Genomic DNA, 13,395 nt, shown 5'->3' on the forward strand with positions numbered 1-13,395 from the left:
TATAGTCTATATTATTTTAAAGTAAATGTTTGTATATCATAAGTGAAATTTCTATATGGGCTCATAGTGAATCCTTCTACTCTAGAGTTTACAGCCCAACCATCTTTTCTTTGATATACATAAATGTAAGGAAGATTTGAATTTAATTCTTTATACATTTCATGATAAATTTCTTTTCTCTTTTCTAAATCAAACTCGTTAAGACCCTTACTTAATAATTCATCAACCTTAGGATTGTTGTATCCGTTCTTATTTTGAGTTCCCTTTGAAGAGAATATTGTAGTAACATCTGGTTCTGGATTCAATCCCCAAGCCATGAAGAACATATCATAATCAGCCCCAGCTTTTCCTGCCTTAGCATCATCTAATTTCTTTCTTAGTGTTGGGAAGTCCATTTGTTCTGGAGTGAACTTAATTCCTAAAGCTTCATAGTTCTTTATAGCAACTGGAACTAAAGCATCATTAACTTCATTTGGAGTAGTTTGTAAGAATCTGATTTCAAATTCCTTTCCATCCTTTTCAAGAATTCCATTAGAATTCTTCTTCCATCCAGCTTCCTCTAATAACTTAGCAGCCTTCTCTGTATTGAACTCATATTTTTCTGTTCCCTCATCATTAAATGCCCAAGAAAGTGCAGATTGAGGAATATTTATAGGATCTGCATATGGTCCATATACATTTTGAACTATTGTCTTTCTATCTAAACCATAAGTTAATGCTTGACGAACTTTAGGATCCTTAAACTTAGAATTTTCTCCTAATAAGTTGAATCCCATGTATCCATAGCCATTGTTTGGCCAATAATGTACATCAACAAAGCCCATATCAGCTATTTGTTCCATTGTTTCTTCTTTTATTGTAGCATTAACCATATCTATTTCACCAGTTTGTAGTAATTGTAGATATGTGTCTTTACTTACAACTTTAAATATTAAATTAGGAATTTTAGCTTTTCCTTTATAGAAGTTTTCATTAGCAGTTAAAACAACTTCTTGTCCTTCAGTATAACTCTTAAATTTGTATGCTCCTGAAGTAACTTCTGGCTTTCTGTGTAATGGTTGTAAAACTTCGTCAGCCTTTCCTTGAGTATAATTCTTTCCATAATAATGTGCTGGAATTGGAGTTACTGCAAGATAAGCTTCCAATGGAGCTTTAGGATTTGCAACTGTTACTTCTATAGTTTGCTTGTCTATCTTTTTAACTCCAGATATTTCTTTAGATTTTCCTTCATTGTAATCTTTCCATCCCACTATGTCTAAAGTAGGCATATCAGAAGGCCCTGTGTAACCTTTATCAGCTATAATTTTATATGTGAACTCTATATCATCAGTAGTTATTGGTTCACCATCACTCCATTTTACACCATCTTTTAGCTTAAAAGTATAAGTTTTCTTATCTTCAGAAATTTTTGGAAGTTCACTTAAAGCTGCTTCTAATGTACCATCAGCTTTATATTGTAATAATGGAGCAAATAAAGTTTCATTTATTTGATTGTCATAAGCTGAATCTGAATACAATGGATTAAATATTCCATCTGGAAGTTGTAATCCAACAACTAAAGTATCCTTTCTATTCTTTGCAGCATCAGGCAATTTGTCTGGATTAGTAGCCTTAACTACTTGAATTTTATTTTCCTTGTTATTATCCACTGGCTTATTGCCATCAGATGTTTTGTCATCGCTGCTTCCACAAGCTGTCAAACCAACTGAAAGAGCCATAACCCCGGCCATTGTAGCCATAAGTTTCTTTCTGTTCATAAAATATTTCCCCCTCTTCATTTTCTTTCTATTATTGAATATTGCTTAAAATTAGCAATATATCAAACTACAAAAAGGTACACTTAATTTTCGATAAACATCTCTTTTAATTAAAATTTTCTGATAAATAAATGTTAATAGAATTGCCATTTCATTTTGGTATAAAGATATTATAGTTAATTATTTTAGATTTGTAAACATATTTTTTATTTTGTATAAATTTATGCATAAATTTTAAATTTATTACTTTGTGAATAAATTACAATTATGTAAGTTCTATATATAAACATTATCACATTTTATTTTTAATGTCAATTTTAGGTACAATTATATTTAATGTAAACCTTTTGCAATTCATTATAATCAATTATATTTTCGTAAATAAAAATAGGTGTAAAATTAATATTATATTAATTTTACACCTATTATCTTAAAGATATCTAATTTTACATATGTTTATATATATACCTCTTATACTATTCCCACTCAATAGTTGAAGGTGGCTTAGAAGTTACATCATAAACTATCCTATTGACACCTGAAACCTCATTTACAATTCTTCTGGAAACTTTATCAAGAATTTCATATGGTATATGAGCCCAATCCGAAGTCATACCATCGGAACTTGTAACAGCTCTTAACGCAATTGTGTGACAATAAGTCCTTTCATCACCCATTACTCCAACTGACTGAATATTAGGAAGACATGCAAAGTACTGCCATATCTTTCCTTCTAATCCTGCTTTAGAAATTTCTTCTCTAAATATAGCATCAGCTTCTCTAGTTATGTGAAGTTTCTCTTCATTCACTTCTCCAAGAACCCTTATAGCAAGACCTGGTCCTGGAAATGGTTGTCTCCATACTAAATTATGTGGAATTCCAAGTTCCTCACCAACAGCTCTTACTTCATCTTTAAACAATTCTCTTAATGGCTCTATTAATGAAAACTCCATATCTTCTGGAAGCCCTCCAACATTATGATGACTCTTTATAACTGCTGAAGTATCTGTTCCACTTTCAACTACATCTGGGTATATAGTTCCTTGTACAAGGTAAGATATTTCACCTAATTTTTTAGACTCTTCTTCAAAAACTCTGATGAATTCTTCTCCAATTATTTTTCTCTTTCTTTCAGGATCGCTTACACCTTTAAGCTTTCCTAAGAATCTTTCTTGAGCATTTACTCTTATAAGATTCATGTCAAATTGATTTTTAAATATCTCTTCAACTTGATCACCCTCATCTTTTCTTAAAAGACCATGATCAACAAATACACAAGTAAGATTTTTTCCAACAGCCTTGTGAACTAACACTGCTGCAACTGATGAGTCAACTCCACCTGATAATGCACAGATAAGTTTTTTATCTCCGACTATCTTTTTTATTTCTTCTATCTTATTCTTAGCAAATGAAGACATAGTCCATTCTTTTGCAAGTCCGCAAACTTCATACAAGAAGTTTTGAAGCATCTTTTGTCCAAATAAAGTATGTTCTACTTCTGGGTGGAATTGAACTCCATAAAGATTCTTTTCTTCATTTTCCATAGCTGCTATAGGGCATTCTGATGTTTTTCCAATTATCTTAAACCCTTGTGGTAATTCTGATATATAATCAGTGTGACTCATCCAGCATTGATCTTTCGAATCTATTCCTTTAAATAGTTTAGAAGTATTATCTAATTCTATTTCAGTTTTTCCATATTCTCTTACTTCTGCTGATTTAACTTTCCCACCTAAAGTATGTGCCATAAGTTGGTCGCCATAACATATTCCTAATACTGGTACTCCTAATGAGAATATACCTTCTGAAACTGTAGGTGCTCCTTCCCCATATACTGAGTTAGGACCTCCTGTAAATATTATACCTTTAGGGTTTTTATCTTTTATTTTTTCTAATGTATAGCTGTATGGAATTATTTCACAATAAACTCCACATTCTCTAACTCTTCTAGCTATAAGCTGGTTATACTGACCGCCGAAATCTACAACTAGCACTAAGTTTTTTTCCATGAATACCCTCCTCTAAAGTTGATTGCTTTTTCTAAACTTTACAATCTTTGTTTTTCTTTGATATTTCACTATAAGAGTTTATCATAAGAACTCTTATCTATCTATACTATAATTTGGAGCTTCCTTCGTTATATTTATATCATGTGGATGGCTTTCTCTTAATCCTGATGAAGTTTGAACTACAAATCTTGCAGTATCACATAAAATCTTAAAATTTGCCGATCCTAAATATCCCATTCCTGAACGTATTCCTCCACACATTTGGAATATTATATCTGAAACATGTCCTCTATAAGGTATTCTTCCTTCTACCCCTTCTGGTACAAGCTTTTTATTTCCTTCTTGGAAGTACCTATCCTTACTTCCACAAGCCATTGCACCTAAAGAACCCATTCCCCTGTATACTTTATAGCTTCTTCCTTGATATATTTCTATTTCACCTGGTGCTTCTTCACATCCAGCAAACATTGATCCCATCATGGCAACTGAAGCCCCAGCTGCTAGAGCTTTAACTATATCTCCTGAGAATTTAATTCCACCATCAGCTATAACAGGAATCCCATATTTTGAAGCTTCTTCTGCACAATCCATAACTGCTGTTAATTGAGGAACTCCAACTCCAGCAACAACTCTTGTTGTACATATTGATCCTGGTCCTATACCAACTTTTACACAGTCAACTCCTGCTTCAATTAAATCTTTAGTTGCATCTGCTGTAGCAACATTTCCTGCAATTATTTGAAGTTCAGGATATTTTGCCTTTATATTTTTAACTGCCTCCATAACTCCAAAAGAATGTCCATGAGCTGTATCTATTACTATAACATCAACTTGAGCTTTCACAAGAGCATCAACTCTATCCATTACATCTCCTGTAACTCCAACTGCTGCTCCGCATAATAATCTTCCTTGCTCATCTTTCGCTGCATTAGGGAAAATCCTAGCCTTTTCTATATCTTTAACTGTTATAAGTCCTTTTAAATTATTGTTTTCATCAACTAGAGGAAGTTTTTCTATTTTATGAGATTTTAATAATTCCTTAGCTTCTTCTAATGTTGTATTTTCACGAGCAGTAACTAAATTTTCTTTTGTCATAACTTCTTCTATTTTTCTTGAATAATCATTTTCATAAATAACATCTCTGTTTGTAAGTATTCCAACAAGCTTTCCTTCTACTGTTATTGGAACTCCTGATATTCTATATTTTCTCATTAACTTTTGAGCATCTTCTATAGTATTATCTGGATGAAGGTAGAAAGGATCTGTTATTACTCCGTTCTCTTGTCTCTTAACTCTATCTACTTCTTCAGCTTGTGCCTCTATAGTCATATTCTTATGTATTATTCCTATACCGCCTTCTCTAGCCATAGCTATAGCCATTTTAGATTCTGTAACAGTATCCATTCCAGCACTCATTAGAGGTATATTAAGTCTTATCTTTTTTGTTAAATTTGTTCCTAATGATACTTCCTTTGGTAATATCTCTGATTTGTTTGGCATTAAAAGTACATCATCAAATGTGTAAGCTGTTTTAATTATTTTTCCCATGATTTAAACCTCCGATTTTTTTATTTTTCTAAAATAAAAAGCACATTAAATCCACTTTAAATGAAAGTGAAATTAATGTACTTTTAGATAAAGTAATTAATCTCACTCATAGTCGGTAATTTATGGTTTCCGGTAGATACTCCCTGCCTTATTCAGGGTATATATGAGTAAATGAAATAAAAATTTCATTTTTAAATTATATATGCAAGTTATTTTTCTTACTCTCTGTATTTTATACTATTTTATTAGTTTTTTTTCGCCTTGTCAATGCAAAATATGAAATATTTCGCATAATTCTGTATGTTAATTTATAAACTTAAGAAAGTTTATATGAAATCATATACATTTTGATAATTTTACTATATATATTGCCCCATCCCCGTGATTTTTAATAGTTTTCTATTATATTTAACTTTATATATTGTTAATTAAGTTGTTGTATTAACTGTTACTTTTGAATTTTCTATAGATATGACAAATCCTTTTTTCCCATCTGCTTGTGGTTCTTTTATATCTGCAAGACATTTTTGAAGTTCTGATGCCACATTACCATCCCCCTTATCATTAGCACCAGATACTGATACAGCTCCATTATTAAAAGTCACATTGTATTTTGCTGTAGATTTGGATAAATCTTTATCAGCAAGTACCATTTTGGTTGTCCTCTCAATTGTTGCACAGCTTTCATTGTCAGCTTTTTGGGCAACATTATCTTTCACTGCTGAAAGATTTGGGATAGCTATTGCTCCTATGATAGCCATAACTGCTATGACTATTATCATCTCTATAAGGGTAAAGCCTTTCTTTGTTTTATTTCCTTTTTTAATCATTATATATTCCTCCTTAACACTTTAACTTTATATTTTAATTTAGCCCTTATCCATAGATGATAGACATATATATTATTTTTATACTTATCATCTTAAGATTTTTTCCCATAATATACTTAAAAATGAAGTTTTATAAGTATATTATGAAATTTATTTATTACAACATAAAAGCAGCTTCAAGATAATCTTGAAGCTACTTTTTTAAAATAAGTCTGGCAGCGATACTATATTAATAGGAAGGATATTTTCTTTTTTGCTATTTTCTATTGTAGCTTTACTTGAAATCTGAGTGCTAATATTCTTATTTTTGCAGTTGACTCTAAAATTATAATTAATAATGTAATAACAGTATTCTTCTGAGCTATCTCCATTTATAGAAATCCTCAAATTCTTATTTCCATTGATTTTGTATGGTGCATTAATTTTTTTAAGCTTATTCTCTTTATCAACTTTGTACACTTCAACAGAAATATCATTAAAAGACAGCATATTAAAATGAGTTATTTCCATTAAATTTATATTTAATATAAAATCTTGTCCACTACTTCTTACATACGCACCTAGTCTATTCATAGATCCATCCGTTATATTTATTTTATCCAAATTCTTTATGTAATTTTCACCAAGACTACTATAGTTATTCTTATTTATATCAAATAGACCCTGCTTAAGTATATACTCATCCTCAACTTTAAGTATCAGAGAATTAAACTTTTCACTAGATAATATATTCTCAAAATCATTATATGAAAACTTCCCATTATTCAAAATATGTTTCCCAGGCTTATCAGATGTTATCTCCGCTTCAATAACTACAGGAGCTGCATAAAAACCACCCTTCTTTTTGTCGTAAACATATTTTAATGGAACTTCAATTTCTCGATAACCACTTAACGTATCTGTAAACTCAACCCCTTCAGGCAAAGTTTCAATTATCTTAGGATTGCTTAATATATTATTTTCATTTACTCTATTTGCAAATTCTGAAGGAACAGAAACAACTTTAGGATTCACCTTATATTGAATTGTAGTTTTTTTCCCTAATCCTATACTACCTTTAGAATTCACAAATGCCCTTTCCACATCAAAGCCTACTTCTAAAGAATTCACTGATATAGTGAAATCAGGCACTTTTTGAGTTATGGTTTTTCCATTTATAGCCTTATAATTTAATGTCCATCCATCTCCCATAGTATAATTACCACTTTTATTGGATTTTAACGATATCGAAAATTCTATAGGATCTGCTATATATTTATTTTTTCTATCATTAAGCTTATAAATTATATTTGGAATTTCCATTGATAAATTACGTCCATCCTCAGTTACCCCAACCTTATCCCCTGAGTAAGTAATGTTGTTTGGTAAAGTGAACTTAAATTTTATATCATCAACTATATAATCAGCTTTTATTTGATCTGCTATATCATTAAAAATATCATTTATAGAATCAAGATTTTTTCCATTATAAGCTTTTCCACCACTAGCTTCAGATAACTGAGCTATAGTCTTTACATTATTCAAAATCAGTCCATTGAACCCAATGAAAAAGTTCGTTATATTTCTGACTTTCATTTCATTAGCCATTATTAATGCATAGTCAAATCCATTTTTAGAAACAAAAATATTATTGCCGCTATAATATAAATCACTTTTATCATCAATTATCGTATAGTAAGGTCCACTCCTCCTAGTAGAAGTGTAATAATTAGGTTTGCATTTTGACATAAAGACTACGTATTTCTTAGAGTCATTTTTAGAAAATCCCGCTAATGCACGTCTTAGTCCATCACCAATATTACTTCCCCACCAGGGCGCACTTGGAGGTATCCCAACATTATTTATGAAGCTTATCAATTCTTCTCTTTCGTAATCTATTGAGGGGCTCTTAAGTCCTGTAAGATTTCTTGTACATATATCATAATTTAATATGGATATTTTTACGTTTGGTATGTCTTTAAATTTATTTACGAAATTTCTTGCTATATCTTTTTCCTTGTTTAAGTTTCCTTGAGAAAATGGTGTATCCGATGTATCCATAACAAATAATATTTCTTTATTTTTTAATGCATTTACATCTTTTAGTTCTAAAGGTTGTGGTTCTATTCTATATGTGATATTTATGTCCTCGTTAACCAAGTACTTACTTCTATCTGTACTTACTGAAATATTTAATTGAGGCTTATTTTGAGCTGCAATTGCATTAAACCCTGCTTTTACTATAAATATTATTAAAATTATAGCAAAGAACAAATAAAGATACCTTTTTTTAGTTTTTCCTTTGCCAATCATTCAGCACACCCCTATTCCCTATTTCTCAAATTAACGTTAAAATCTACTTCATACTCTAAATCTTTTTCTTTAAATTTTATATAAAATTTTATTATTCCTACGCCCTTAACATTATCTTTTTTTATGCCTGCATTTTTAACTTTCATAGAGTCTACTTTTCCTGCAATTTTTCCTTCATATTTGTTATTTTTTAAATGCTTTATCTCATTGTTTTCAATATAAATATCGTGTCTCATGTTTTCACCATCAATAAAAACAATCCTACTAACTCCAACTGGTTCATTCATTAAAGATATCTCATTTCCTTCTTTATCTATAACTTTATCTATATTACTACCTTCCATAAATATATTACTTAATTGCTCTCTTGCTTTTCCACCTTGAATCTGCAAATCAGACATTATAGTTGTTTTATCAAGAGCCTTGTAGTGAGACATATAAAAGAAAAATATTACAGGTACTACTATAGCAAATATAGCTAAAGCTATTATTATCTCTATCAAGGTCATTCCTTTTTTCTTCATATTCTCCTCCACATCTATTACTTTATAATCTTCCATTTTTTTATAGATATAAGCGATTTCATATCTACAGCATTCACTAAGGAGGTTGTATTCCCTGGCTTTAAAACAACACTATCTGGGCTACTTGAAAGTACATCTTTAAATAAATCAAACTTTGCTCCTATGACACTTTGTACATAGTCTCTATCATACTTTATGACTTTTGATTTCTCGTCTTCAAAAATTATATCCCCTTTAGTTATTATGGTACCTGTGAAATTTACTTTACCTCTTACTATCACATCTCCAGATGTTATGATCACGCCTTTTATAGGATGAGAGGCATCTATTTCATAACCTTCTCCTGATACTCTTTCTCCACCATTTCCTAATATATATGTAGGCTTAGAACTATTGTCTAAATATAAAACCTCTCCGCCTAATTGTATTGCTTCAAATTTTATATTTTCAAACTTTATATCACTGTCTAAATTCACACTATCTACAGCATTTTCATAGAAAGTTTTAGCTTCCTTTACTATACCACCTTCATTATCAACGATATAATTGGAAGGTTTAAACTCTCCATTAGTAAATATACCTCCTACATTTATAGTATTGGCAGGCAGAGTTATTCCTTCACCGTACTTTATTCTTATATCTTTTGGGTTTTCTTCTATATACTGCTTTATATAAGCACTCTTATCTTCATAATTTAATAGATTTCCATCTTTGAAAGCATCTGCAAGCTGCATGGGATCTTTATACTTAAATAATATGTTTTCTCCAGATAGTGGTCCCATATTAAGAGTCTCAGCATATATCCTGTAATTTCCTTTGATAGCCACCGATTCTCCTGTTTGGTAATGTGGATTCGTCTTTATATATGCAGTTCCCATTATAAGTGCTTCATTTTTTATATTTATGTATGATCCATTATTTTCTCCTAAATCATCGTTATTTACATAAATTGAACTTGATTTCTTGCTATCTTCTTCAAAAGTACCTAATTCAGTCTCATCATTAATTCCGTAAAAACCACCTTCAATATTTATGCTTGATTTATTTGCATTTAATACTAGGTCATTATTGGCATAAACCTTTCCTTTTATATCTATGTGAGCTTCACTTGTTGACTTTTCTATAACTAAGCTGTCTGTAAAAACATTGCTTTTGTCAACCTTGAAATTACTATCTATACCTTTTAGTCGTATGTCCTCTAAAGTTATGATATCTCCATTAGTAACATCAGCTTTTCCTCGAGAAGTAACTATAAGTCCCTTCTCATTACCTTCAGCCTTACCCCCTATATAAGCCCCTCCATCTAAAACAACAGGTCCTTTTAAAAGCATATTTTTTTCTGCAACTATAGCCTTTGACCATGCTGGCTTTATTGGTATTGTTGAAATTGATGATGAGGTTATGCCTTCATATTCAGGAATTGCTATATTAAATGTAGATTGTATAGTCTTGCTTAAGCTATTTTTATCTACAAAAGATGCTTGGACAACAACACTCATCTTATCATCTTTAAACTTTAAACTTTCATCTGGAGTTACTACAATTAAATTTGGTCTAGATCCATTTTTAGATATATATTCACTTTCTAATGTTTCTTTTATATTCTTCTCAACAGTATCCTTATATGCTTTCTTAAAATTTTCTTTTTCTTTATCTTTATCCTCACTTTCTTTTACAGCTTTCTGACCATTTTCAACAGCTATATATAGAAGTTTAGATAACTTTCCATAAGCCTCTTCAATACCTGACTCCGCGCTATAAAGATTCTTTATCCTATTTCCTTCACTTATTCTCATCTTATAATCAGTTACAGTCAATATAAGCACTACTGTTCCAAAGGTAATCAACATAGCTGTAAGAATTACTACATATAATAAAGAAGATCCTTTTTTAACTTTTCTTTTCATACTCCTTATCCTTACCTCCTGACTCTCTTGTCACCTTCTATATTGAATACTTTTCCGTTTTTCTCTATTTTAAGTTCTATATTGTAAAGTCTGCTCTCACCATAACTCAAATCTCTTTCTTTTATTATTCCTTCATATATATTAATAGAATTTCCATGACTGTTCATATTATAGGAAGCTTCACTCCCTCTTTCTTTTGCTATATAAAGATTTAATCCTGATTTTTTATTATTTAAATCAAGTATATATTGATTCTTACTGTCTTCTTCAAACAATATAAGAATTGAAGTTATTGAATTTCTGAATTTCTTGTTATTTATAATTAAAGAGTCTTCATTTATAGCTATAGATAATTTATCATCAATCATTCCCAAATCATATTTGATACCATCTTTAATTTTCATGGCTGAGTTCTTATTACTACTTATACTTAAATACACATCTGCATCTATTGAATCATAAGCATTTTCCACTTTTTGAACGGTATATTTTTCCACAGGTGTTATTGTTCCTGTGATTTTATACCCATTCTTACTTCCGTCTAAAGCATAGCCCATATCTTTTTTTAATACTTCTATATCTTGCAAATCATGATTTTTATCTAAATTCAAGAATTCTTCATCGTCTAATGACTTCAGCTTTTCCATGATTTTCTGACCATAATTTATAGACTGCTGTTTGTATTCTCCTTGTCTATTTGCATCTATAGCTTTTAAAATCATAGTTGAAATAGGGATTGCTATGATAGCAAATATTCCTATGCTTATTATAACTTCTATCAATGTCATAGCCTTTTTCTTTTTTCTCATCATATGAGCCACCTATTTTCTTATAATATCAACACCATTTCCTTGTGCTTGAACTCTAACTCTAGGTGCATCCTTATCATCATTCTCTACTAATACTTGTACATTCTTATCTGTGTTGTTTATTAAAACAACTTTTGCACTGCTCGAATCTATCCCGCCATCTTTGGGAGTAGAAAATATCTTAAGTACTATGTCATCTCCTATTGGTTCGAAGCTTATTCCATCACCGTCATAATTCTCTGGATAACTTTTCTCAGTTGTTTTATATTTGTAAAAATATTTTCCATTTTTCTTGTCTATTGTAATTTCTACATTTTCTTCTGTGTTTTTATCTGAATATATATATGTATTTCTGCTGCTATCCTTAGATTTTCCAAGTGTAAGTGTTGGCAAATCTGATGATAATGGTTTTACAGACATTACGAAATCATAATTGTTATCTACAGAATCATTATTTTCACTTGCACTATTATAGACTCCACTTGTCATATCAAAAGGATTGTATTTCCCATAGTTATCTTCAAATGGCCAATTATCATAATTTTCATCTTCATCACTAACTTTTGGAACTGCAAAAAACTCCATTATAATAACACCGTTTATTTTATCTCCAGATCCTTGCAGCTTTACTTCACTTAGTATAACTTCTTTTTTATGATTGTCCACTGCTTTTATAAAGTTTTCAAAGCTTTCATATGTTCCTCTAAACTCCATTGATATTTTTATAGAGTCTTTACTTCCTTTAATCTTCTTTTCATTCTTTTGTATTTTCCTATACTCTTTTACAAGCTTAAGAAGAGAATCATATTTCTGCTGTTTTTTTTCATTCTCATTATCATGATAAAATTCCAATGTTGCTTGAAGTCCAGAGCTTTTTATGAGTTTGTCTATTTCTAATATTATTCTCTCTTCATTAATATAAGGATATAATCTAAGAGTTTTATCTTGAATATTGCTGTTTAAAATCTTTAATTCTGATTCTTTTTTCTCCAACAAATCTATATCATTTAAGTAACTGTTAAGTCTTGCTCTTTCAACACTATGCTGTATCTTTATTCCATCCAGCTTCTCTTTTTCTTTTGCATAAGGAAATTTATAATAAACAACGCCCATAATTAATGCCGTTATCACTATTATAATATTTTTCTTCTTATTTACTTTCATGGAGTTGTCCTCCCTTCAAAGTACATTTCATCATGAAGCTGAACTCTTCACCAGCTTTAGTCTCCTCTATTTTATACATAGACACTTCTTCAAAGTACTCTAACCCTCTAAAATTCTTTTGAAGCTCTGCTATATTTTCTCTACTCTTCGCTCTACCTGTAACTGTAACTAGACTTTCCTTCATCTCTATAGAATATAGAGAAAGTTCCTTTGGCATGGCTCCCTTCACATCATGAATACATTTATAATCAATGTCATCCTTAGATTCGATATCTGCTTGTACTTTTGATACTTCCTCATAATATTTATTTAATATACTAAGCTTCTTTTCTTGCTCGTCTACCTTTCCTATCTCATAACCTTTTGCTTTAATTTCATTATTATACTGAGTCATTTCCGATTTCAGCTTGTATTCATATATTTTATTTAAGCTAAATGTTACTACTATAAATAAACCAACTAAGGAAGGTATAATTGTAGAACATATAAAATTCATATTGTTCTTCTTACTTTCCCCTATATAGGGTTCAAAAAAGTTAAAATCTCTCATTCGCT

10 protein-coding genes and 1 riboswitch are annotated in these 13,395 nt (G+C 30.3%); all 10 genes read right to left on the reverse strand.

Annotated features, from left to right (window positions below):
• Positions 1-11: 11 nt before the first annotated feature.
• Complete coding sequence (locus KQH81_RS14040) at positions 12-1,757, reverse strand: ABC transporter substrate-binding protein (RefSeq protein ID WP_035770271.1); 1,746 nt, start codon at positions 1,755-1,757, stop codon at positions 12-14.
• Positions 1,758-2,233: 476 nt separating this feature from the next.
• A complete protein-coding gene (gene guaA, locus KQH81_RS14045) occupies positions 2,234-3,766 on the reverse strand; it encodes a glutamine-hydrolyzing GMP synthase (RefSeq protein ID WP_027637580.1) in 1,533 nt (510 codons plus the stop codon).
• 93 nt (positions 3,767-3,859) lie between these two features.
• Positions 3,860-5,314, reverse strand: a complete 1,455-nt coding sequence (gene guaB / locus KQH81_RS14050) for an IMP dehydrogenase (protein WP_168972361.1) — start codon at positions 5,312-5,314, stop codon at positions 3,860-3,862.
• An 89-nt stretch (positions 5,315-5,403) separates the two neighbouring features.
• A riboswitch (purine riboswitch) is annotated at positions 5,404-5,501 on the reverse strand.
• Positions 5,502-5,742: 241 nt separating this feature from the next.
• On the reverse strand, positions 5,743-6,144 hold the full coding sequence (locus KQH81_RS14055; RefSeq protein ID WP_051196146.1) for a prepilin-type N-terminal cleavage/methylation domain-containing protein: 402 nt from the start codon (positions 6,142-6,144) through the stop codon (positions 5,743-5,745).
• A gap of 201 nt (positions 6,145-6,345) precedes the next feature.
• The gene (locus KQH81_RS14060) at positions 6,346-8,436 is read right to left on the reverse strand and encodes a vWA domain-containing protein (protein WP_230028428.1); all 2,091 of its coding nucleotides are present in this window, start codon (positions 8,434-8,436) and stop codon (positions 6,346-6,348) included.
• A gap of 11 nt (positions 8,437-8,447) precedes the next feature.
• The gene (locus tag KQH81_RS14065; protein WP_230028430.1) at positions 8,448-8,996 is read right to left on the reverse strand and encodes a prepilin-type N-terminal cleavage/methylation domain-containing protein; all 549 of its coding nucleotides are present in this window, start codon (positions 8,994-8,996) and stop codon (positions 8,448-8,450) included.
• Positions 8,978-10,867: a hypothetical protein gene (locus KQH81_RS14070; RefSeq protein ID WP_168972364.1), complete on the reverse strand. Its 1,890-nt coding sequence runs from the start codon at positions 10,865-10,867 to the stop codon at positions 8,978-8,980. The genes KQH81_RS14065 and KQH81_RS14070 overlap by 19 nt, the downstream gene beginning before the upstream one ends.
• Before the next feature lie 11 nt (positions 10,868-10,878).
• The gene (locus KQH81_RS14075; RefSeq protein ID WP_027637585.1) at positions 10,879-11,676 is read right to left on the reverse strand and encodes a prepilin-type N-terminal cleavage/methylation domain-containing protein; all 798 of its coding nucleotides are present in this window, start codon (positions 11,674-11,676) and stop codon (positions 10,879-10,881) included.
• A 12-nt stretch (positions 11,677-11,688) separates the two neighbouring features.
• Entirely contained in the window at positions 11,689-12,840 is a 1,152-nt protein-coding gene (locus KQH81_RS14080; RefSeq protein WP_230028431.1) for a hypothetical protein, read from the reverse strand.
• Complete coding sequence (locus tag KQH81_RS14085) at positions 12,827-13,390, reverse strand: PilN domain-containing protein (RefSeq protein WP_027637587.1); 564 nt, start codon at positions 13,388-13,390, stop codon at positions 12,827-12,829. The genes KQH81_RS14080 and KQH81_RS14085 overlap by 14 nt, the downstream gene beginning before the upstream one ends.
• Positions 13,391-13,395 lie beyond the last annotated feature (5 nt).

Source organism: Clostridium cadaveris (assembly GCF_020911725.1).
GTDB classification, from domain to species: domain Bacteria; phylum Bacillota; class Clostridia; order Clostridiales; family Clostridiaceae; genus Clostridium_X; species Clostridium_X cadaveris.

Coding starts and splice junctions, on each gene's coding strand:
- KQH81_RS14040 (WP_035770271.1), bottom strand. CDS start 1,757: ATGAACAGAAAGAAACTTATGGCTACAATGGCCGGGGTTATGGCTCTT.
- guaA (WP_027637580.1), bottom strand. CDS start 3,766: ATGGAAAAAAACTTAGTGCTAGTTGTAGATTTCGGCGGTCAGTATAAC.
- guaB (WP_168972361.1), bottom strand. CDS start 5,314: ATGGGAAAAATAATTAAAACAGCTTACACATTTGATGATGTACTTTTA.
- KQH81_RS14055 (WP_051196146.1), bottom strand. CDS start 6,144: ATGATTAAAAAAGGAAATAAAACAAAGAAAGGCTTTACCCTTATAGAG.
- KQH81_RS14060 (WP_230028428.1), bottom strand. CDS start 8,436: ATGATTGGCAAAGGAAAAACTAAAAAAAGGTATCTTTATTTGTTCTTT.
- KQH81_RS14065 (WP_230028430.1), bottom strand. CDS start 8,996: ATGGAAGATTATAAAGTAATAGATGTGGAGGAGAATATGAAGAAAAAA.
- KQH81_RS14070 (WP_168972364.1), bottom strand. CDS start 10,867: ATGAAAAGAAAAGTTAAAAAAGGATCTTCTTTATTATATGTAGTAATT.
- KQH81_RS14075 (WP_027637585.1), bottom strand. CDS start 11,676: ATGAGAAAAAAGAAAAAGGCTATGACATTGATAGAAGTTATAATAAGC.
- KQH81_RS14080 (WP_230028431.1), bottom strand. CDS start 12,840: ATGAAAGTAAATAAGAAGAAAAATATTATAATAGTGATAACGGCATTA.
- KQH81_RS14085 (WP_027637587.1), bottom strand. CDS start 13,390: ATGAGAGATTTTAACTTTTTTGAACCCTATATAGGGGAAAGTAAGAAG.